This window comes from Aeromonas sp. (assembly GCF_050252055.1).
GTDB lineage: Bacteria > Pseudomonadota > Gammaproteobacteria > Enterobacterales > Aeromonadaceae > Aeromonas > Aeromonas caviae.
In genome coordinates, this window is sequence record NZ_JBFWLQ010000012.1 from 92,554 (window position 1) to 112,812 (window position 20,259).

Here is a 20,259-nt window from a genome sequence, read left to right on the forward strand (position 1 = left end):
GCAGGATTATTTCAGAATCATCAGGGGCTTGCCAGTCATTTCCGGCGGCACCGGCAGACCCATCAGGGTCAGCATGGTGGGGGCCAGATCGGACAGTTTGCCACCTTCGGCGACCTCGGCTTTACGACCGAAGTAGATGAGGGGAACCGGCAGATTGGTGTGGGCGGTGTGGGCCTGACCAGTCTCTTCGTCCATCATCTTCTCGGCGTTGCCATGGTCGGCGGTGATGAGGCACTCGCCACCCACTTCCGCCAGGGCGTCGGTGACGCGACCGATGCAGTGGTCGACCGCTTCACAGGCTTTGACGGCCGCATCGAACACGCCGGTGTGACCGACCATGTCGCCGTTCGGGTAGTTGCAGATGATGACGTCGTACTTGCCGCTCTTGATGGCCGCAACCAGCTTGTCGGTCAGCTCTTCGGAGCTCATCTCCGGCTGCAGGTCATAGGTAGCCACTTTCGGGCTCGCCACGATTTCGCGATCTTCGCCAGTGAAGCACGCCTCTTCGCCACCGTTGAAGAAGAAGGTGACGTGGGCGTACTTCTCGGTCTCGGAGATGCGCAGCTGGGTCTTGCCCTGCTTGGCCAGCCACTCACCCAGGGTATTGACCAGGGCGGTGGGCGGATAGGCGCAGGCGGTTTTGATGTCGGCCGCGTATTCGGTCAGCATCACGAAGTGCAGCGCCGGGGTGGCGGTGCGGGCGAAGCCGGTGAAGTCGGTATCGACGAAGGCGCGGGTGATCTCGCGGGCGCGGTCGGCACGGAAGTTCATGAAGATCAGCGCATCGCCGTCGATCATCGGTACAGCGTCGCCGATGCGGGTGGCCTTGACGAACTCGTCGTTCTCGTCGCGGGCATAGGCGGCGGCCAGCGCGTCGGTGGCGTTGTCGGCGGTGAATTCGCCCTTGCCCTGGGTCATCAGGTCATAGGCCTGCTGTACGCGATCCCAGCGGTTGTCGCGGTCCATGGCGTAGTAACGACCGATCATGGAGGCGAAACGACCCTTGCCCAGTCGGGCAAACAGGGCGTCGAACAGCTCGATGGAGGACTGGGCACTGCGCGGCGGGACGTCGCGGCCATCCAGGAAGGCGTGGAAGTAGATCTGCTCGGCGCCACGCTTGGCGGCCATCTCGATCATGCCCATGATGTGCTCTTCGTGGCTGTGTACGCCACCCGGGGACATCAGACCCATGATGTGCACGGCCTTGCCCTTGGTCACGGCAGCGTCGACAGCCTTGGCCAGCTCGACGTTCTGGAAGAAGTCGCCGTCCTGGATGTCCTTGGAGATGCGGGTCAGCTCCTGATAGACGACGCGACCGGCACCGATGTTGGTGTGGCCCACTTCGGAGTTGCCCATCTGGCCGTCCGGCAGACCCACGTCCAGGCCGGAGCCGGAGATCAGGGTGCTGGTGTAGTCACGGGCCAGGCGATCCAGATTGGGGGTCTTGGCGGCAGCAACGGCGTTGTACTCTTGCTTGGTGCTGTAGCCCCAACCGTCCATGATGACCAGAACCAGCGGTTTCTTAGCTGTTGACATAAGGCTATGTCCTCTCGGATAGGAATGAATTGCGGGAAGTGAAACTAGCGTAATATTACTACATCTGCCGAAATAGTCACCTGATAGCCAAGTCCCTCTCCAGCCTCGCTTTTTAACTGTTATCCCGCTGTTTTAGGCATGTTGCCGGCTTGTCTGCCGCGGCGGGCTTTCCTCTGTTTCCCCCCTCTTTTCGGCATGGCGCATCCTCTCGTTCGGCCCGGTTGGAGGAGGAAGAATCGGCAGCCATCCTTGATGGGAGCTTGCTCTCGCTTTGCCGCCAAGATGGCTGATCTTATGCAGGGCCCCATGTATACTCGGGCCCTTGTCTTGGTCCCTGGATAGTTGAAGATGCAAGAGTATTTGGATTTCGCGGCCCGCAATCCGCTGCTGACCGCAGCCTGGTTGGGCCTGGCAGGCACCCTGGTGTATACCACTGTGCGTGCTCGTTTTTCTCCGGTGAAGGCGGTCAACAACCACGCCGCTACCCTGCTTATCAACCGTGAAAATGCCACCGTCGTGGACATTCGCAGTCAGGATGAATTTGCCAAGGGCCATCTGGCCGGGGCCCATCACCTGCCGCTCGCCCAGATCCAGGCGAATAATCTGGGTCCGGTTGAAAAGCACAAGGATGCCCCCATCATAGTGGTGTGCGAGTCGGGGATGACCGCTGGTGGCGCGGGTCGCCAACTGAGCAAGGCCGGTTTCAAGCAGGTGTATGTGCTCAGCGGTGGCATGGCCCAATGGCGTGCAGACAATCTGCCGGTGACCAAAAAACGCTGATTTAAGGGCCTGCGCCCACTCATTATCTTAAAAAGGAATCAAACGAAATGGCTGACGAAATCAACAACCAGGAAGTGCAACCGGAATTCCACATCCAGCGTGTCTACACCAAGGATGTCTCCTTCGAAGCCCCGAATACCCCGCACATCTTCCAGAAAGAGTGGCAGCCGGACGTCAAGCTGGACATGGACACCAAGACCAATGTCCTGGCCGACAGCGTCTATGAAGTAGTGCTGACCCTGACCGTCACCTGCAAGCTGGAAACCGAGACCGCCTTCCTGTGCGAAGTGCAGCAAGCCGGCATCTTCACCATCGGCAACCTGCCTGAGCCGCAACTGGCCCACTGCCTGGCGGCCTTCTGCCCGAACATCCTGTTCCCGTATGCCCGCGAAGCGGTGTCCAACCTGGTGAGCAAGGGTTCCTTCCCGCAACTGAACCTGGCACCGGTCAACTTCGACGCCCTGTTCGCCCAGCACATGGCGCAGGTACAGGCCCAGCAGGCGACTGCGGAAGCCTGATAATGGCCGACCAGATCGCAATCTCGGTCCTGGGGGCGGGGTCTTATGGCTCCGCCCTTGCCATTTCTCTGGCGCGCAATGGTCATCCGACCCTGCTGTGGGGTCACGACCCTGCCCATGTCGCCGAGCTGGAACAGGATCGCTGCAACAAGGCATTCTTGCCGGATGTCCCCTTCCCGGCCGATCTGCAACTGACGTCGGATCTGCAGGCGGCGGTGCAAGCCGCTCCCGTGCTGCTGCTGGTGGTGCCGAGCCATGTGTTCGGCCAGGTACTGGCCCAGGTCAAACCCTTCCTGCGCCCGGATACTCGGATCGCCTGGGCCACCAAGGGGCTGGAGCCGGATAGCGGCCGTCTGCTGCAAGAGGTGGCGCGGGAGGTGCTGGGGGATGCCATTCCACTGGCGGTCATCTCCGGCCCGACCTTCGCCCGCGAGCTGGCTGCCGGTCTGCCGACCGCCATCTCGGTGGCCTCGACCCACGACGACTTTGCCGACGATCTCTCCCACCTGCTGCATTGTGGCCGTTCGTTCCGGGTCTATACCAATCCGGACTTCATCGGTCTGCAACTGGGCGGGGCGGTCAAGAACGTCATCGCCATCGGTGCCGGTCTCTCCGACGGACTCGGTTTTGGCGCCAACGCCAGGACCGCGCTCATCACCCGGGGCCTGGTAGAGATGCAGCGTCTGGGCGCTGCGCTGGGTGCCGACGCCAAGACCTTCATGGGGATGGCGGGGCTCGGGGATCTGGTGCTTACCTGTACCGACAACCAGTCGCGCAACCGTCGCTTCGGGCTGGCCCTCGGGGCCGGCAAGGATGTGAACACCGCCATGACCGAGATAGGCCAGGTGGTGGAAGGCTATCGCAACACCAAGGAGGTGCATCTGCTGGCGGCCCGCTGTGGCGTCGAGATGCCCATCTGCGAGCAGATCTTCAAGGTGCTGTACGAAGGCAAGAATCCGAAAGAGGCGGCCATCGCCCTGCTGTCGCGAGACAAGAAGGACGAGTGATCCGCCCGCTGCAGAATGCAAAAGGCCCCGCCAGCTGGCGGGGCCTTTTCTTTGCCGCATGTCTTTGCGACAGCGGCAGCAAATCAGTAGTAGGAGTGATCGCCGCGCTGGTGCTCGGTGGCATCCTTGACGCCGTTGAGTTCGCCCGGGAATTTCTCCAGCAACTGCTTCTCGATCCCCTCTTTCAGGGTGTAGTCGACCATGGAGCAACCGTTGCAACCGCCGCCGAACTGCAGGATGGCCAGTTTGTCGTCGGTCAGCTCGACCAGGGTGACCTTGCCGCCGTGACCGGCCAGCATGGGGTTCACCTCGGACATCAACACGTATTCGATACGGTCGATCAGCGGGGCGTCGTCGGCCACTTTGCGCATCTTGGCGTTGGGGGCTTTCAGGGTGAGCTGGGAGCCCATCTGATCGGTGACGAAGTCGATGGTGGCATCCACCAGGAAGGGGGCGCTCAGGGGATCGACCAGGCAGTCGAAGCCGCTGAAGGGCAGGTGCTGATCTTCCGGATCGACCGCGTCGGGTGGGCAATAGGATACGCCGCACTCGGCATTCTGGGTTCCCGGATTGACCACAAACACCCGGATGTTGGTGCCATCAGGCTGCTTCTCCAGCAACTTGCGGAAGTGGGCCTGGGCGGTGTCGGAAATGCTGATCATCACTATCCTCATAAACCTGAGTGTACGACTAGGGTATTCATGATAACTCGCTTGGCGGGGCTTGGGTAGCGTGCCGATGGCGAGCCTGTGAGCCCGGGCGTATCGGAATCATGCCGCCAGCGGACTCCCGGGCCGGATCCCTGCCCGGTTATTTCAGGTGTCTGAGGGTACGGCAGATGGCCCACACCTCTACCGTGGTGACGCCGTGCTCATGAAGCAACCGGGTGAGCTGACCTGCGGTGGCGCCCGTGGTGACCACATCATCGAGCAGTGCCACATGCCGGTAGTGGTGAGGTGCCATGTCGAAGGCGCCACGCAGATTGCATCGCCGCTGGCCGGCACTGAGCCGGGTCTGTTGCGGGATCGACCTTGTCCGGCGCAGTACGCGGGTGTCGCAAGGAATGCCGGTGAGTGCGCTCAGGGCATGGCCGATTTCTTCTGCCTGATTGAAGCCGCGCCACCACTGGCGCCACCAGTGCAAGGGAACCGGAATGATGACCTGCGGTGGGTTGGAGAGGTCCAGATGGTCTGCCAGCAGGCGGGCAAGCAGCGGCGCGAGCAGGATCTGACCGGAATACTTCAGCCGGGGGATGAGTTGGGCATAAGGTGCCTGATAATCGCCGATCACCTGCAAACGCTCCCAGGGGGCGGGTCTGCGCTGGCAGCGACCGCACAGCAGTTCGCTCTCGCGATGTTGCTCCGGCAGCGGTGCTGCACACATCAGGCATCGTCTGTCGTGTTGGCGCTGGGCGTGGCGACACCAGGAGCACAACAAGGGCGTGTCATCACAGGGTTGGCGACAGAGCAGGCACAGACCGAGCCAGTCGGACTGGGTGCCAAGGATCGGACTTGCTTTGGCGAGCAGCCGCTTTAACATGCAGGCTCCAAGCAGATAAACAGGGATCTTGAGTCTAGATGAGCGTATCGGTTGAGCGGTTTGGCCAGGGCCCGGACCTGGTGTTGTTGCATGGCTGGGGCATGAACGGGGCCGTCTGGCACGGTATTGCCCAAGAACTGGCTGCCCACTATCGGCTGCATCTGGTGGACCTGCCCGGCTTTGGCAACAGCCCCGTGCAAGCAGGGACAGACTACACCCTGCCCTGGCTGGCAGAGCAGGTGGCGGCCATATTGCCCGAAAAATGCCATCTGCTCGGCTGGTCCCTCGGTGGTCTGGTGGCGAGCCAGTTGGCGCTGACCATGCCTGAGCGCCTTCACTCTCTCATTACCGTAGCCAGCTCTCCCTGCTTCATGGCCCGCGACGAGTGGCCCGGGATTGCCCCCAAGGTGCTGGCGGGGTTCAACCAGATGCTGGCCGGCGACTTCATGCAGACCATAGAGCGCTTCCTCGCGATCCAGGCCATGGGCAGCGAGCATGCCAGAAACGACATTCGCCAGTTGCGTCACTGGCTGGCGGAGCGACCCGCTCCCCGGCTTGCGGCCCTGGAGGCGGGTCTGGGCCTGCTGGCCGAGGTCGATCTGCGGGATGAACTGATCGGCCTGGATCTGCCCTGGCTGCGTCTTTACGGCAGGCTGGATACCCTGGTGCCGAAGGCGGCGATCCCCTTGCTGGATGCGCGCTACCCTGCCAGCCACAGTCTGGTGCTGGAGAAGGCATCCCATGCTCCCTTCATCTCCCATCCAGAGCAGTTCATCACCCTCCTGCGGCGGTTCATTGACTGAGATTTGAGCGGCAGGCTTCAATAACTCGTCAGGTTGGTGGATAATTAGCCAACCCTACAGAGGAGTGTGCCAATGCGTATCGAATCAGCCATGACGGCGGGCGTGCAGGGGTTCCAACGGGCCGAGCAGTTAGCGGGCCAGGCGTCCAGCCAGATCGCCCGTCTCAATACGCCAGCGGGTGATCAGGTGCAGTTGCCGGATGAACTGGTGAATCTCAAGGTGGCCGAGCTGCATGCCGGGGCATCCGCCAAGGTGATCCAGACGGCCAGCGACATGCTGGGCACCCTGATCGATATCCGGGTGTGACATGAACATCAACGTCAGTCTGCCGACCATCATTCCGAATCAACTGCAGCCGCAGACGGAATCGGCGCAGACTGACAACCGCCGTGCAGAACTGGTGCCCCCCAGCCGCCAGAGCGAAGCGTCCAACGCCGAGTCCGGCGTCGGTTCCCAGAAAGAGAGATCCCGGGCCGCCCAGGCCAATCCCGCCACCCCATCCTCGTCCACGAAAGAGAACGGCCAGACCGGCCCCGTGATGGTGGCGCACCGTTTTGTCGAGGCAACGGGGGAGGAGGGGGAGCGTCGACAACGCCAGGAGGGTGAACAGCAGGAGCAGCAAAAGCAGCAGCGTCAGGTGGCTGCGCTGGTCGAACGGGATCTCGAAGTTCGCAAGCACGAGCAGGCGCACCAGGCAGCAGGCGGCGAGCATGCGGGGAGCCCTACCTACCAGTTTTCCCGTGGGCCGGATGGCAAGCGTTATGCCACCGGGGGGGAGGTGGTCATCGACATGGGGACCATTCCCGGGGATCCCGCCGCGACCATCGCCAAGATGCAGCGGGTGCGTGCCGCTGCACTGGCTCCCGATGAACCATCGTCACAAGACATGAGTGTGGCCCGTGCCGCCTCTGGCAAGGAGGCACAGGCCCGCAAGGATCTGATGACCCTCAGGCAGGAAACCACAGGCCCGCTCGGTGCTTATATGGACAATCGAAACCAGGTGATTGCCAGGCACTATCAGCAAGCGGTGAGGCCAGCCTCCCCGCATAGCCTGAGTCAGGACGTTTGATCCCGCTCTGTGCTGGCATGAAAAAGCCCCTTTCGGGGCTTTTTTGCATTCTGGGGGCTTATTTCTTCAGTTTCGACAGGGCAGCCGCGAAGGCGTTGCCCATGGCACCCTCGGCCGGAGCGCTCTGACGGGGCGCCTGTTTCGGTCGGGCGTTGCCGGTGTGACGCGGCTCGGCCGGTTTGCGTGCAGGCTGGCCGGCTTTTTCATCCAGACGCATGGTAAGACTGATGCGTTTGCGCGGTACGTCGACTTCCAGCACCTTGACCCGGACGATGTCACCGGCCTTGACCACCTCGCGGGGATCCTTGACGAAGCGATCGGTGAGGGAAGAAATGTGCACCAGCCCGTCCTGATGGACGCCGATGTCGACGAAGGCGCCGAAGTTGGTGACGTTGGTGACCACACCCTCCAGCACCATCTCGGGCACCAGATCGCTGATTTTCTCCACCCCTTCCTTGAAGGTGGCGGTCTTGAACTCGGGACGCGGGTCGCGGCCGGGCTTGTCCAGCTCGCCGATGATATCGGTGACGGTAGGCACCCCGAACTGCTCGTCGGTGTAGTCGGTGGGCTTGAGGGTGCGCAGCAGGCTGCTGTTGCCGAGCAGGCTGTCCACGGTCTGCTCCAGCTTGGCGAGGATCCGCTCCACCACCGGGTAGGATTCCGGGTGCACCGCCGAGCCGTCCAGCGGGTTGCTGCCGCCCCGAATGCGCAGGAAGCCGGCGCATTGCTCGAATGCCTTGGGCCCGAGTCGGCCAACTTTCAGCAACTGCTGACGACTCTTGAAGGCGCCGTTCTCGTCGCGGTAGGCGACGATGTTCTGGGCCAGGGTCTGGGAGAGGCCGGAAACCCGGTTGAGCAGGGCGACCGAGGCGGTATTCACATCCACCCCCACCGCGTTCACGCAATCCTCGACCACCGCGTCGAGGCGGCGGGCCAGCTGGCTCTGGCCGACATCGTGCTGGTACTGGCCCACACCGATGCTCTTGGGATCGATCTTGACCAGCTCGGCCAGGGGATCCTGCAACCGGCGGGCGATGGAGACGGCGCCGCGAATGGAGACGTCGAGATCCGGGAATTCCTGGGAGGCGAGCTCGGAGGCGGAGTAGACCGATGCCCCCGCTTCACTCACTACTATCTTCTGTGCCTTGGCGGTCGGGTAGCGCTCGAACAGATCGCTCACCAGGCGGTCGGTTTCCCGGGATGCGGTGCCGTTGCCGATGCTGATGAGCTCGACCTTGTGCTTCTGGCACAGCTCGCTCAGGGTCTTGAGACTCTGGTCAACCTGGCGTTTGGGTTCGAACGGATAGATGGTCGCGTGATCGACCAGCTTGCCGGTGGCATCCACCACCGCCACCTTGACCCCGGTGCGGATGCCGGGATCCAGCCCCATGGTGCAGCGCATGCCGGCCGGTGCCGCCATCAGCAGATCCTTGAGGTTCATGGCGAACACCTTGATCGCCTCCTCCTCCGCTGACTCGCGGATACGGCCGATCAGCTCGGTTTCCATCTGCAGGGAGAGCTTGATCTTCCAGGTCCAGCTCACCACCCCCTGCAGCCACTTGTCGGCCGGGCGGTGTTGCAGGTTGAGTCTGAGGTGATGGGCAATGATCCCTTCGCAGGGGCTGGTACCCTCATCCTCGCCGGTGACCAGCGCCAGGTTGAGGATCCCCTCGTTGCGGCCGCGCAACATGGCCAGCACCCGGTGGGAGGGGGCCTTGTGCAGGGGTTCGTCGTGTTCGAAGTAGTCCTTGAATTTGGCCCCTTCCTGCTCCTTGCCGGCCACCACGCGGGCACGCAGGGTGGCGTTGTGCCACAGGTAGTCCCGCAACTTCTCAAGGAGATCGGCCTGCTCGGCGAAGCGCTCCATCAGGATGTAACGGGCACCGTCGAGGGCGGCCTTGCCGTCGGGGATCCCCTGCTCGGCATTGAGGAAGCGAACCGCCTCTTGCTCGGGATCCTTCATGGGGTCACCCAGCAGCAAATCCGCCAGTGGCTCCAGCCCCGCCTCGATGGCCATCTGCCCCTTGGTGCGCCGCTTGGGCTTGTAGGGGAGATAAAGGTCTTCCAGCCGGGTCTTGCTGTCGGCATCGTTCAGCTCGCGGGCCAGCTCGGGGGTCAGTTTGCCCTGCTCTTCAATGGAGCGCAGGATCACCTGGCGGCGATCCGCCAGTTCACGCAGGTAGCCGAGGCGGCTCTCCAGGGTACGCAGCTGGCTGTCGTCCAGACCGCCGGTCACCTCTTTGCGGTAACGGGCGATGAAGGGAACGGTCGCGCCTTCGTCCAGCAGGCGAACGGCTGCCTGCACCTGTTCCGGGCGGGCATTCAGCTCACCGGCGATCTGATGTTCTATTACGTGGCTTTGCATCGAGGGTCTCTTGGTCGGGTCCTGTCTAACTGGCCAGCGTGGGGCTATGTCGCCGAACAGGGGGTCTGTCCTGGCGATACTTTAGATACCTGCCAGGCCACTGCCGCGCGGGCCGGTTGGCGCCGCAAGGCGCCGGGTGTGAGCACTATATGGGGTCGGGCAGCGGGATGCCACCCCGGTAGAAATGACGTTTCTCATACCCGGTGGGCGGACATGCTCGGTCTCTCCTGGCCTTCTCAGCCGATTTGGCAGTGAGGCTAGGCCTGGCTTATTTGGGATAGCTGATCTCATTGACGTACCAGCAGGCGTCACCCACTGGCGTTTGCACCAAGGCTTCATCGCCCACCTCTTTCTTGAGCAGGGCACGGGCCATGGGGGAGTCGATGGAGATGTAATCCTTGCGGCCGAAGATCTCGTCATAGCCGACGATGCGAAAGCGCTTGGTCTCACCCTCGTCGTTTTCTACCTCGACCCAGGCGCCGAAGAAGACCTTGCCCTCCTGGGAGGGGGAGTAGTCGACTATGGTCAGCTCTTCCAGGCACTTGCGCAGGTAGCGAACCCGGCGGTCGATCTCCCGCAGGCGTTTCTTGTTGTACTGGTAATCGGCATTCTCGCTGCGATCACCCAGGCTCGCCGCCCAGGCCACTTTTTTGGTGACATCGGGCCTCTCCTCCCGCCAGAGCATGTCGTGCTCCTGCCGGAGCCTGGTGTAGCCTTCACGGGTAATGAGTTTGGTTTTCATGGAGTTATCACTCCCTCGCCAATTGCATCCGGTTGCTCGGGATCTTAGTCATTGTCGCCGCGCTGTCGAGCAAAAAGCAGAGCTGGCCATCCATCCTTCCCGGCTCCGGGGCCGAATGAGGGCAATAACCGGTAACATATTTATGCTTTGTGGTTGCAGGGGGCGGCTCTAGTATGAGGGGAGACAGAAAAGAGAGGTGGCAATGAGTCAGCAATACAAGGTCCTGGTGGTGGACGACGATCTGAAACTGCGTTCCTTGCTGGAGCGCTACCTCACCGAGCAGGGGTTTGTAGTGCGAGGTGTCGCCAACGGGGAGCAGGCCGATCGCCTGCTGACGCGTGAAAACTTCAGCCTGATGGTGCTTGATCTGATGCTGCCGGGGGAAGACGGCCTCTCTATCTGCCGCCGCCTGCGCGAGGCCGGCAACCAGATCCCTGTCTTGATGCTCACCGCCAAGGGGGACGAAGTGGATCGCATCGTCGGTCTGGAGATGGGGGCCGACGATTATCTGCCCAAGCCGTTCAACCCCCGTGAGCTGCTGGCCCGGATCCGCGCCGTGCTGCGCCGCCATACCGTGGAGCTGCCCGGCGCCCCTTCCGCGGCGGAGAAGATGGTGAGTTTCGGGGCCTACCAGCTCAATCTGGCGACCCGTGAACTGAGCCGTGATGGCGAACCGGTTGCCCTGACCAGCGGGGAGTTCGCCGTGCTCAAGGTGCTGGTGAGTCATCCTCGCGAACCGCTCTCCCGTGACAAGCTGATGAACCTGGCCCGTGGTCGCGAGTACACGGCCACCGAGCGCAGCATTGATGTGCAGGTCTCCCGCCTGCGCCGCCTGCTGGAACAGGACCCGGCCCAGCCTCGCTATCTGCAGACCGTCTGGGGTCTGGGGTATGTGTTCGTACCGGACGGTGAGAACGCATGAAGAAAGTGGGCAGCATGTTCTCCCGCATGCTCTGGTTTCTGGCTGCCGTGCTGGTGGTCTATCAAGTCGTCTCCTACGTTACCTTCTACAACTACCTGCTGGCGCCGACCGTCAAGCAGATCAGCCACCTGCTGGCAAACCAGGTCAAACTCATCTTCCCGGTGGACAACAACCAGCTGGCGCTCAGTGAAGATGCCGAGGCGCTGGTCTATGTGACCACTGGCAGCGACATCTATACCCAGAGCGAGGCGGAGCAGCACGGGCTGAATGATTCCAAGCCCTACCCCTATCTGGAGCAGAGCATCAGCCGCGAATTGAAAGGGGATACCAGGGTCAGGGTTGAAATCCAGGATCACTACATTATCTGGATCCAGCCTCCCCAGGCCAGCCAGATGTGGGTGCGCATTCCCCTGACGGAGATTGAAGATGACGACATCGAACCGCTCATCCTCTATATGAGCGTCTTGCTGGTGGTGACCCTGTTTGCGGCCTGGCGTTTTGCCCGTCAGCTGGTGCGACCGCTGGAGGATCTGGAAGCGGGGGCTGTGGCGGTGGCGCGCGGCAACTTTCCCGATGCCCTGGGGGAGCAGGGCTCGCGGGAGGTGCGCCGCCTGACCCGCACCTTCAACCACATGTCGAGCTCCATCAAGGGGCTGATCGAGGAGCGCAACCTGATGATGGCCGGGGTATCCCACGATTTGCGCACCCCTCTCACCCGCATTCGTCTCGCGACCGAGATGATGTCCTCGGGGGATGAGTACCTCAAGGAGAGCATCAATGCGGACATCGATGAGTCGAACGGTATCATCGATCAGTTCATCGACTACATTCGCCCGAACGAGGGGCTCGATGCCCGACCCGTCGACCTGACCCAGCTCATTCACGATGCGTTGCTGATGCAGACCGATCAGGGACTGGAAGTGGAGCTGCTCCTGCCGGAGGAGGCGGTGCGTGTGGCCTGCCATCCCATCAGTATTCGCCGTATCCTCAACAATCTGTCGGGCAACTCCCTGCGCTATGGCGCGACCCGGTTGCAGGCCGAGCTCAGGGATGATGGCCACTGGGTGCGGCTGCGACTCTCCGACAATGGCCCGGGGATCGCAGAAGAGGACTACTCCCGGGTGCTCAAGCCCTTCACCCAGGGCAATGTGGCGCGCACCGGTGGCGGGAGTGGGCTGGGGCTGGCCATCGTTGCCAAGATAGTCTCCCAGCATCACGGTACCATCAGGTTGGGGCGCTCCGAACTGGGGGGCTTGCAGGTGGAGATCCGGCTACCCAAGAACCAGCCGCTGGAGTGGATGGATTGAAAGCAGGGCGTATCGAGGGATGCGCCCTTTGTCTGTCAGGGGTGGGGGTCGCTCACCTTGCGGTAGCGCTTACCATATTTGAGTTGCTGGATAAGCAGGGCGGCGACGATGAGAGCCAACCCGATGGGGGTTGCCGGGTGAATGGTTTCGCCGATCAACAGGTTGAGCAGCACCAGAGAGGCAAACGGCGAGATGAAGATGAGGTTGCTGATGGGGGCCGTGTTGGTGGCGTGGCGCAGGGCCATCAGCCAGAGCACGAAACCGAAACCCATCTCGAACAGCCCCACATAGATGGCGCCAGCCCATCCCTGCCAGGCAGTCATGGCAAAGTCCGAGAGCAACCAGGTCGCCACGATGATGAAGGGCAGGCTGATGAGGAAGCCGAGCAGCAGGCTGACGACGGGATCCCCCTGATTGCGGGTGTTGAGGATCCAGTAACCGGCCCAGATCAGGGTCGACACCAGCGCCAGCGTGACGCCGAGCGGACTGTCGAACTGCAGACCGAACACGTCCCCCCTGGTGGCGATCACCAGGGCGCCGAAATAGCCGAGCACGATGGCGACGCCATCGCGGCGGCGCAGCTTTTGACCGAGGAAGGGAACGGCCAGCAGGCTGAGGGTGATGGCCCAGGTGTAGTTGAGAGTCTGTGCCTGCTGGGCGGGCAGCAGATCATATGCCTTGAACAGCAGCAGGTAATAGAGGAAGGGGTTCAGGACCCCGAGAGCGAGGTAGTAGAGGGGGCGACTCTTGATGTAGTCGAGCAGTAGCGGCAGTTTGCCCTGACAGGCCACGATGCACCCCAGGGTCAGGGTCGAGGTGCAGGCCGCGACCAGCAGCAGCTGTACCGGTTCAAAGTAGGCGAGGGAGATCTTGAAGGCGCTGGCCACCGTGGACCAGAGGGCGATGGCACAGAGCCCGTACTGGTAGGCTTTCTTCTGATTCTTGAGCATGGGATGCGTTCCGCAAACTGGGGCGAGGGCGCAGTCTATCAGCCTGTTTGCAACATTGTCGTTACCGTCTCGCCGATGGCGATGATTTGATCGCCTGGAGATCCATCTGCCACACAACATTGCGCACAATCTGTCCGCCTTCACTTGCGTGAGTGGAAAAAATCCGTATAATCCCCTCCGCTTGCCCATGAGGCAGCCAGACGATATGTCTGCTTGCTGAGCTTCCCGTTTACGAGTTGCCAGCCATACAGTCCTCCCGATATGGGAGGAAACGTGAAAAATCACACCTCTGGCGGGAGTAGTCCCGGTCGGGCGGTGTTGATTTATGTTCTTTTATCTATTGGAGCTCTGTCAATGCAGAACCAAAGAATCCGTATCCGCCTGAAGGCTTTTGATCATCGCCTGATCGATCAATCCACTGCGGAAATCGTTGAAACTGCTAAGCGCACTGGCGCGCAGGTTCGCGGTCCTATCCCGCTGCCGACTCGCAAAGAGCGTTTCACCGTTCTGATCTCCCCGCACGTCAACAAAGACGCGCGTGATCAGTACGAGATCCGCACTCACAAGCGTCTGGTAGACATCGTTGAACCGACTGACAAGACCGTTGACGCTCTGATGCGTCTGGATCTGGCAGCTGGTGTAGACGTCCAGATCAGCCTGGGTTAATTACGGAAAGAGGTTGATAACAATGACAATCGGTCTTGTAGGTCGCAAAGTGGGTATGACTCGCATCTTCACTGAAGATGGCGTTTCTATCCCGGTGACTGTTATCGAAGTTGAAGCTAACCGTGTAACTCAGGTCAAATCTGTAGAAACCGACGGCTACAACGCTATTCAGGTTACCACTGGCGCCAAGAAAGCCAGCCGCGTAACCAAGCCGGAAGCTGGCCACTTCGCCAAAGCTGGTGTAGAAGCCGGTCGCGGTCTGTGGGAATTCCGCCTGAACAACGGTGAAACTTTCACTGTTGGTAGCGAGCTGAAAGTAGATCTTCTCGCTGACGTTAAGCTGGTAGACGTTACCGGCACATCCAAGGGTAAAGGTTTTGCCGGTACTGTTAAGCGCTGGAACTTCCGTACCCAGGATATGACCCACGGTAACTCCCTGTCCCACCGTGTACCTGGCTCCATCGGTCAAAACCAGACCCCGGGCCGTGTATTCAAGGGCAAGAAGATGGCTGGTCACATGGGTGCTGAGCGTGTAACGACTCAGAACCTGGAACTGGTTCGTGTTGACGCTGAACGCAACCTGCTGCTCATCAAAGGCGCAGTACCGGGTGCAACCAACGGCAACGTGATCGTCAAACCTGCCGTCAAAGCGTAACGTCTGAGGAGATAGTAATGGAATTGGTAATGAAAGACGCCAAGAGCGCTCTTGAAGTTTCCGAGACTACCTTCGGGCGCGAATTCAACGAAGCTCTGGTTCACCAGGTTGTCGTTGCATATGCCGCTGGTGCCCGTCAGGGTACTCGTGCGCAGCTGACTCGCTCTGAAGTGTCTGGTGGCGGCAAAAAGCCGTGGCGTCAGAAGGGTACTGGTCGTGCCCGTGCTGGCTCCATCCGTTCGCCCATCTGGCGTTCCGGTGGTGTGACCTTTGCTGCTAAGCCGCAAGATCACAGCCAGAAAGTAAACAAGAAGATGTACCGCGGCGCTATCCGTAGCATCCTGTCCGAGCTGGTACGTCAAGAGCGCCTGATCGTTGTTGAGAAGTTCGGCATCGAAGCGCCGAAGACCAAAGAACTGATCGCCAAGCTGAAAGAAATGGAACTGACTGACGTTCTGATCGTGACTGCTGAAGTCGATGAGAACCTGTTCCTGGCTGCTCGTAACCTGTACAAAGTTGACGTGCGTGACGTTGCCGGTATCGACCCGGTCAGCCTGATCGCTTTCGACAAGGTTCTGATGACTGCTGACGCAGTTAAGCAAATCGAGGAGATGCTGGCATGATCCGTGAAGAGCGTCTGCTGAAAGTTCTGAAGGCTCCGCACATCTCTGAAAAGAGCACCATGGTCGCAGAAAAGCAGAACACTATCGTGTTCAAAGTTGCTGTTGATGCCACCAAGGCGGAAGTCAAAGCTGCAGTTGCGAAACTGTTCGAGGTCGAAGTTGAGACCGTCCGTACCCTGAACATGAAGGGTAAGACCAAGCGCGCAGGTGCACGCGTAGGCCGTCGTTCCGATTGGAAAAAGGCTTATGTGACCCTGAAAGCTGGTCAGGACATCGACTTCATGGGCGCAGCCGAGTAAGAGGAGTTCTGAAAAATGGCAATCGTTAAGTGCAAGCCTACTTCTCCGGGCCGCCGCCACGTCGTCAAGATCGTCAACCAAGAGCTGTACAAGGGCAAGCCCTTTGCCGCTCTGCTGGACAGCAAAAGCAAGTCCGGTGGCCGTAACAACAACGGTCGTATCACCACTCGTCATATCGGTGGTGGTCACAAGCAACACTACCGTCTGATCGACTTCAAGCGCGACAAAGACGGCATTCCGGCCAAAGTTGAGCGTCTGGAATACGATCCTAACCGTACCGCAAACATTGCCCTGGTGCTGTATGCAGACGGTGAGCGTCGTTACATCCTGGCCCCGAAAGGCCTGAAAGCTGGTGATGCAATCGCCTCTGGTGCTGATGCTGCCATCAAGGTAGGTAACACCCTGCCGATGCGCAACATCCCGGTCGGTTCTACCGTTCACGCCGTTGAGATGAAGCCTGGTAAAGGTGCCCAGCTGGCTCGTTCCGCTGGTACTTTCATCCAGATCCTGGCTCGTGAAGGTAACTATGTAACTCTGCGTCTGCGTTCCGGCGAAGTACGTAAAGTTCTGGCCGAGTGCCGCGCTACCATCGGTGAAGTGGGTAACTCCGAGCACATGCTGCGTCAACTGGGTAAAGCCGGTGCTAACCGCTGGCGTGGTATTCGTCCGACCGTTCGCGGTATGGCGATGAACCCGGTTGATCACCCGCACGGTGGTGGTGAGGGTCGTAACAAGGGCATGCAGCCTGTGTCCCCATGGGGCCAGAAGGCTAAGGGCTTCAAGACCCGTAAGAACAAGCGTACCGACAAGTACATCGTACGTCGTCGTAACAAGTAATTGTTAACATAGAGGAATCACCATGCCACGTTCTCTCAAGAAGGGTCCATTTATCGACCTGCACTTGCTGAAGAAGGTAGAGAAAGCGGTGGAAAGCGGGGATAAAAAGCCGGTTAAGACCTGGTCCCGTCGTTCAATGATCATCCCGAACATGATCGGTTTGACCATCGCTGTCCATAATGGTCGTCAGCACGTTCCGGTTTTCGTTACCGAAGAAATGATCGGTCACAAACTGGGTGAATTCGCACCGACTCGTACTTATCGCGGCCATGCTGCTGATAAGAAGGCTAAGAAGCGCTAAGGGATAAATGATGGAAGCTATCGCTAAACACCGTTATGCCCGTACTTCTGCCCAGAAAGCTCGTCTGGTAGCCGATCAAGTACGTGGTCTGTCCGTAGACAAGGCTCTGAACATCCTGACCTTCAGCCCGAAAAAGGCTGCTGTTCTGGTGAAGAAAGTGCTGGAATCTGCCATTGCCAACGCTGAGCACAACGAAGGTGCCGATATCGACACCCTGCGTGTTGCCACCATCATGGTAGACGAAGGTCCCTCCATGAAGCGCATCCGCCCGCGTGCCAAAGGTCGCGCGGATCGTATCCTCAAGCGTACCGCTCACATCACTGTAGTGGTATCCGACGCTAAGGCTGGGAGATAAGCAATGGGTCAGAAAGTACATCCTAATGGCATTCGCCTGGGTATTACCAAGCCTTGGAATTCTACCTGGTTCGCGAACACCAAAGACTTCGCTGACAACCTGTACAGCGATTTCCAAGTACGCCAGTTCCTGACCAAGGAGCTGAAAAACGCTTCCTTGTCCAAGATCACTATCGAGCGTCCGGCCAAGAGCATCCGTGTGACCATTCACACCGCTCGTCCGGGTGTCGTGATCGGCAAGAAAGGCGAAGACGTTGAAAAACTGCGCAAAGCTGTAGCCGCAATCGCTGGCGTGCCTGCTCAGATCAACATTTCCGAAGTCCGCAAGCCGGAGCTGGATGGCAAACTGGTTGCCGACAGCATCACTTCCCAGCTGGAGCGTCGCGTAATGTTCCGTCGTGCTATGAAGCGCGCCGTACAGAACGCCATGCGCCTGGGTGCCAAGGGCATCAAAGTGGAAGTTTCCGGCCGTCTGGGCGGCGCTGAAATCGCGCGTACCGAATGGTACCGTGAAGGTCGTGTGCCCCTGCACACCCTGCGTGCCGACATCGACTACGCAACTTCTGAAGCCCACACCACTTACGGTGTGATCGGCGTTAAAGTTTGGATCTTCAAGGGCGAAGTTCTGGGCGGTCTGGCTGCAGTCAATGCTGCCGCTGCTCAAGAGCAAGCTCCTGCGAAGCCCAAGCGTGACAACAAGCGCCGCGCTGCCAAGTAAGGAGATTCGGTAAATGTTGCAACCTAAGCGTACTAAATTCCGCAAGACCCACAAGGGTCGTAACCGCGGTCTGGCCAATGCCGGTAACGAAGTATCCTTCGGTACCTTTGGCCTGAAGGCGACATCTCGTGGTCAACTGACTGCTCGTCAAATCGAAGCAGCCCGTCGTGCCATGACCCGTCACGTTAAGCGTCAAGGCAAGATCTGGATCCGTGTGTTCCCGGACAAGCCCATCACCGAAAAGCCCCTCGAAGTTCGTATGGGTAAAGGTAAGGGTAACGTGGAATACTGGGTTTGCCCGATCCAGCCTGGCAAGGTTCTGTACGAGATGGATGGTGTACCTGAGGCTCTGGCGCGTGAAGCGTTTGCCCTGGCCGCAGCTAAGCTGTCTGTTCAGACCACTTTCGTAATTAAGACGGTGATGTGATGAAAGCCCAAGATCTGCGTCAAAAGAGCGTCGAAGAACTGAACCAGGAGCTGCTGGGTCTGCTGCGTGAGCAATTCAACATGCGCATGCAAGCTTCCACCGGCCAGCTGGCTCAGACTCACACTCTGAAACAAGTGCGTCGTGACGTCGCACGTATCAAGACTGTACTGACTGAGAAGGCAGGTGCGTAATGACTGACAAGATCCGTACTCTGCAAGGTCGTGTAATTAGCGACAAGATGGACAAGTCCATCACCGTCGCTATCGAGCGCAAGGTAAAGCACCCGATCTACGGTAAGATCATCAAGCGTACTACCAAGCTGCACGTGCATGACGAGAACAACGAGTGCAAGGCTGGCGATCTCGTGGAAATCCGCGAGTGCCGCCCGCTGTCCAAGACCAAGTCCTGGACCCTGGTTGCTGTCGTAGAAAAGGCCTAATTCGGTACTTTTTAGCCCAAACGGCCCCCCATCGGGGCCGTTTGTTTTTTAGGCTACCTTTTCAAAAATAGCTGTGTTATAGTTTCGCGCCTTTTGAAGGCAGCCAGATCCCATCAGGGATAAGAAGTAAACAAAGCGGAGCACTAAGATGATCCAGATGCAAAGTATGCTGGGTGTTGCCGACAACTCCGGCGCTCGCAGTGTAATGTGTATTAAGGTTCTGGGTGGTTCGCACCGCCGTTATGCCGGCATCGGCGACATCATCAAGGTTTCCATCAAGGAAGCCATTCCTCGCGGTAAAGTGAAGAAAGGTGATGTGTATAACGCGGTGGTCGTACGCACCCGTAAAGGCGTTCGTCGTCCGGACGGCTCTGTCATCCGTTTCGACAACAATGCGGCTGTGTTGCTTAACAACAACCAACAGCCAATCGGTACTCGTATTTTTGGCCCGGTGACCCGTGAACTCCGTAACGAGAAGTTCATGAAGATTGTGTCCCTGGCACCCGAAGTACTGTAAGGAGTCGAACGATGGCAGCTAAAATCCGTCGCGAAGACGAAGTAATTGTTCTTACCGGCAAAGACAAGGGCAAGCGTGGCAAAGTCACTCAAGTCCTGATTGCAAAAGGTAAGGTAATCGTGGAAGGCATCAACCAGGTGAAGAAACACCAAAAGCCGGTACCCGCACTGGGTCAGGCTGGCGGCATCGTCACCAAAGAAGCCCCCATCGATGTATCTAACGTCGCGCTGTTCAACTCTGCCACTGGCAAGGCTGACCGCGTTGGTTTCCGGATTGAAGACGGCAAGAAAGTCCGTTTCTTCAAATCCACCGGCGAACTTGTGAAGTAATTGGAGTTTAACGATGGCGAAACTGCATGATTACTACAAATCCGATGTAGTAAATGAACTGTCCAAGCAGTTCGGTTACAAGACTATCATGCAAGTCCCTCGGATCGAGAAAATCACCCTGAACATGGGTGTTGGTGAAGCGATCTCTGACAAGAAGTTGCTGGAAAATGCTGCTGCCGATATGGCTGCCATTTCCGGTCAGAAACCGCTGATCACCAAAGCACGCAAATCTGTTGCGGGCTTCAAGATTCGTGAAGGCTACCCGATAGGTTGTAAAGTAACCCTGCGTGGCGAGCGTATGTGGGAGTTCCTGGAACGGCTGATTTGCATCTCCGTACCGCGTATCCGTGACTTCCGTGGTCTGAACGCCAAGGCGTTCGATGGCCGTGGTAACTACTCCATGGGCGTGCGTGAGCAAATCATCTTCCCGGAAATCGACTATGACAAGGTCGATCGCGTCCGTGGTCTGGATATCACCATCACCACTTCCGCGAATACCGACGAAGAAGGCCGTGCTCTGCTGGCTGCCTTTAACTTCCCATTCCGCAAGTAAGGT

At 59.3% G+C, this 20,259-nt stretch carries 28 protein-coding genes; 22 read left to right on the top strand and 6 right to left on the bottom strand.

Translation table 11 applies throughout. The annotated features are described in order from the left end of the window. Window positions 1-6: 6 nt before the first annotated feature. Entirely contained in the window at window positions 7-1,536 is a 1,530-nt protein-coding gene (gene gpmM, locus AB7E19_RS18635; protein WP_052816405.1) for a 2,3-bisphosphoglycerate-independent phosphoglycerate mutase, read from the bottom strand. A 348-nt stretch (window positions 1,537-1,884) separates the two neighbouring features. Between gpmM and AB7E19_RS18640 the strand changes: the two genes are divergently transcribed. The 3 genes from AB7E19_RS18640 to gpsA are packed head-to-tail and all read left to right on the top strand — an operon-like array spanning window position 1,885 to window position 3,841. Continuing rightward, complete coding sequence (locus tag AB7E19_RS18640; protein ID WP_010672546.1) at window positions 1,885-2,316, top strand: rhodanese-like domain-containing protein; 432 nt, start codon at window positions 1,885-1,887, stop codon at window positions 2,314-2,316. 47 nt (window positions 2,317-2,363) lie between these two features. Further along, a complete protein-coding gene (secB, locus tag AB7E19_RS18645) occupies window positions 2,364-2,834 on the top strand; it encodes a protein-export chaperone SecB (protein ID WP_010672547.1) in 471 nt (156 codons plus the stop codon). Between the two features lie 2 nt (window positions 2,835-2,836). Further along, the gene (gene gpsA / locus AB7E19_RS18650) at window positions 2,837-3,841 is read left to right on the top strand and encodes an NAD(P)H-dependent glycerol-3-phosphate dehydrogenase (RefSeq protein WP_214005877.1); all 1,005 of its coding nucleotides are present in this window, start codon (window positions 2,837-2,839) and stop codon (window positions 3,839-3,841) included. 83 nt (window positions 3,842-3,924) lie between these two features. Here the strand turns inward: gpsA and nfuA are convergent, their stop codons facing one another. Then, entirely contained in the window at window positions 3,925-4,503 is a 579-nt protein-coding gene (gene nfuA / locus AB7E19_RS18655) for a Fe-S biogenesis protein NfuA (RefSeq protein ID WP_010672549.1), read from the bottom strand. A 148-nt stretch (window positions 4,504-4,651) separates the two neighbouring features. Continuing rightward, window positions 4,652-5,380, bottom strand: a complete 729-nt coding sequence (locus AB7E19_RS18660; RefSeq protein WP_427936204.1) for a ComF family protein — start codon at window positions 5,378-5,380, stop codon at window positions 4,652-4,654. Window positions 5,381-5,418: 38 nt separating this feature from the next. On the opposite strand from AB7E19_RS18660, the gene bioH reads away from it, so the two are divergent. The 3 genes from bioH (at window position 5,419) to AB7E19_RS18675 (ending at window position 7,252) form a co-directional block, all read left to right on the top strand. Continuing rightward, entirely contained in the window at window positions 5,419-6,183 is a 765-nt protein-coding gene (gene bioH, locus AB7E19_RS18665) for a pimeloyl-ACP methyl ester esterase BioH (RefSeq protein WP_322131266.1), read from the top strand. Between the two features lie 72 nt (window positions 6,184-6,255). After that, entirely contained in the window at window positions 6,256-6,489 is a 234-nt protein-coding gene (locus tag AB7E19_RS18670; RefSeq protein WP_010672552.1) for a hypothetical protein, read from the top strand. Window position 6,490: 1 nt separating this feature from the next. Continuing rightward, on the top strand, window positions 6,491-7,252 hold the full coding sequence (locus AB7E19_RS18675; protein WP_236275850.1) for a putative metalloprotease CJM1_0395 family protein: 762 nt from the start codon (window positions 6,491-6,493) through the stop codon (window positions 7,250-7,252). A 58-nt stretch (window positions 7,253-7,310) separates the two neighbouring features. On the opposite strand, the gene AB7E19_RS18680 is transcribed toward AB7E19_RS18675, so the two are convergent. Both AB7E19_RS18680 and greB read right to left on the bottom strand, forming a co-directional pair. Further along, window positions 7,311-9,617, bottom strand: a complete 2,307-nt coding sequence (locus tag AB7E19_RS18680) for a Tex family protein (protein WP_322131265.1) — start codon at window positions 9,615-9,617, stop codon at window positions 7,311-7,313. 268 nt (window positions 9,618-9,885) lie between these two features. After that, window positions 9,886-10,359 (bottom strand): transcription elongation factor GreB, encoded by a 474-nt coding sequence (greB, locus tag AB7E19_RS18685; RefSeq protein ID WP_045522388.1) that lies wholly within the window; start codon window positions 10,357-10,359, stop codon window positions 9,886-9,888. Between the two features lie 202 nt (window positions 10,360-10,561). Between greB and ompR the strand changes: the two genes are divergently transcribed. Next, entirely contained in the window at window positions 10,562-11,281 is a 720-nt protein-coding gene (gene ompR / locus AB7E19_RS18690; protein ID WP_010672556.1) for a two-component system response regulator OmpR, read from the top strand. After that, complete coding sequence (envZ, locus tag AB7E19_RS18695; RefSeq protein WP_010672557.1) at window positions 11,278-12,588, top strand: two-component system sensor histidine kinase EnvZ; 1,311 nt, start codon at window positions 11,278-11,280, stop codon at window positions 12,586-12,588. The genes ompR and envZ overlap by 4 nt, the downstream gene beginning before the upstream one ends. A gap of 35 nt (window positions 12,589-12,623) precedes the next feature. On the opposite strand, the gene AB7E19_RS18700 is transcribed toward envZ, so the two are convergent. Beyond that, window positions 12,624-13,538 (bottom strand): DMT family transporter, encoded by a 915-nt coding sequence (locus AB7E19_RS18700; protein ID WP_322131264.1) that lies wholly within the window; start codon window positions 13,536-13,538, stop codon window positions 12,624-12,626. Between the two features lie 354 nt (window positions 13,539-13,892). Here AB7E19_RS18700 and rpsJ point away from each other — a divergent pair, with 354 nt between their 5' ends. The 14 genes from rpsJ to rplE all read left to right on the top strand — a co-directional run bounded on the left by rpsJ (window position 13,893) and on the right by rplE (window position 20,256). Then, window positions 13,893-14,204: a 30S ribosomal protein S10 gene (gene rpsJ, locus AB7E19_RS18705; protein WP_005307944.1), complete on the top strand. Its 312-nt coding sequence runs from the start codon at window positions 13,893-13,895 to the stop codon at window positions 14,202-14,204. Window positions 14,205-14,226: 22 nt separating this feature from the next. Then, window positions 14,227-14,859, top strand: coding sequence for a 50S ribosomal protein L3 (gene rplC, locus AB7E19_RS18710; protein ID WP_010672559.1), 633 nt, complete (start codon window positions 14,227-14,229; stop codon window positions 14,857-14,859). A 17-nt stretch (window positions 14,860-14,876) separates the two neighbouring features. Continuing rightward, window positions 14,877-15,482, top strand: a complete 606-nt coding sequence (rplD, locus tag AB7E19_RS18715; protein WP_005340616.1) for a 50S ribosomal protein L4 — start codon at window positions 14,877-14,879, stop codon at window positions 15,480-15,482. After that, on the top strand, window positions 15,479-15,781 hold the full coding sequence (gene rplW / locus AB7E19_RS18720) for a 50S ribosomal protein L23 (RefSeq protein WP_005307955.1): 303 nt from the start codon (window positions 15,479-15,481) through the stop codon (window positions 15,779-15,781). Before rplD ends, rplW begins: the two co-directional genes overlap by 4 nt. A gap of 15 nt (window positions 15,782-15,796) precedes the next feature. Further along, entirely contained in the window at window positions 15,797-16,618 is an 822-nt protein-coding gene (gene rplB, locus AB7E19_RS18725) for a 50S ribosomal protein L2 (RefSeq protein ID WP_010672560.1), read from the top strand. Window positions 16,619-16,640: 22 nt separating this feature from the next. Beyond that, window positions 16,641-16,919: a 30S ribosomal protein S19 gene (gene rpsS, locus AB7E19_RS18730; RefSeq protein WP_005307960.1), complete on the top strand. Its 279-nt coding sequence runs from the start codon at window positions 16,641-16,643 to the stop codon at window positions 16,917-16,919. Between the two features lie 10 nt (window positions 16,920-16,929). Beyond that, a complete protein-coding gene (rplV, locus tag AB7E19_RS18735) occupies window positions 16,930-17,274 on the top strand; it encodes a 50S ribosomal protein L22 (protein WP_010672561.1) in 345 nt (114 codons plus the stop codon). 3 nt (window positions 17,275-17,277) lie between these two features. Then, complete coding sequence (gene rpsC / locus AB7E19_RS18740; protein ID WP_005331168.1) at window positions 17,278-17,991, top strand: 30S ribosomal protein S3; 714 nt, start codon at window positions 17,278-17,280, stop codon at window positions 17,989-17,991. A 13-nt stretch (window positions 17,992-18,004) separates the two neighbouring features. Beyond that, the gene (rplP, locus tag AB7E19_RS18745; RefSeq protein WP_010672562.1) at window positions 18,005-18,418 is read left to right on the top strand and encodes a 50S ribosomal protein L16; all 414 of its coding nucleotides are present in this window, start codon (window positions 18,005-18,007) and stop codon (window positions 18,416-18,418) included. Then, a complete protein-coding gene (gene rpmC / locus AB7E19_RS18750; RefSeq protein WP_005307965.1) occupies window positions 18,418-18,609 on the top strand; it encodes a 50S ribosomal protein L29 in 192 nt (63 codons plus the stop codon). Before rplP ends, rpmC begins: the two co-directional genes overlap by 1 nt. After that, window positions 18,609-18,857 carry a 30S ribosomal protein S17 gene (rpsQ, locus tag AB7E19_RS18755; protein WP_005307966.1) on the top strand — a complete coding sequence of 83 codons (249 nt, stop codon included), beginning with the start codon at window positions 18,609-18,611 and terminating at the stop codon, window positions 18,855-18,857. The genes rpmC and rpsQ overlap by 1 nt, the downstream gene beginning before the upstream one ends. A gap of 148 nt (window positions 18,858-19,005) precedes the next feature. Then, window positions 19,006-19,374: a 50S ribosomal protein L14 gene (gene rplN, locus AB7E19_RS18760; RefSeq protein ID WP_005307975.1), complete on the top strand. Its 369-nt coding sequence runs from the start codon at window positions 19,006-19,008 to the stop codon at window positions 19,372-19,374. Window positions 19,375-19,385: 11 nt separating this feature from the next. Further along, entirely contained in the window at window positions 19,386-19,703 is a 318-nt protein-coding gene (gene rplX / locus AB7E19_RS18765; protein ID WP_005307977.1) for a 50S ribosomal protein L24, read from the top strand. Between the two features lie 13 nt (window positions 19,704-19,716). Then, window positions 19,717-20,256, top strand: coding sequence for a 50S ribosomal protein L5 (rplE, locus tag AB7E19_RS18770; protein ID WP_005331162.1), 540 nt, complete (start codon window positions 19,717-19,719; stop codon window positions 20,254-20,256). Window positions 20,257-20,259 lie beyond the last annotated feature (3 nt).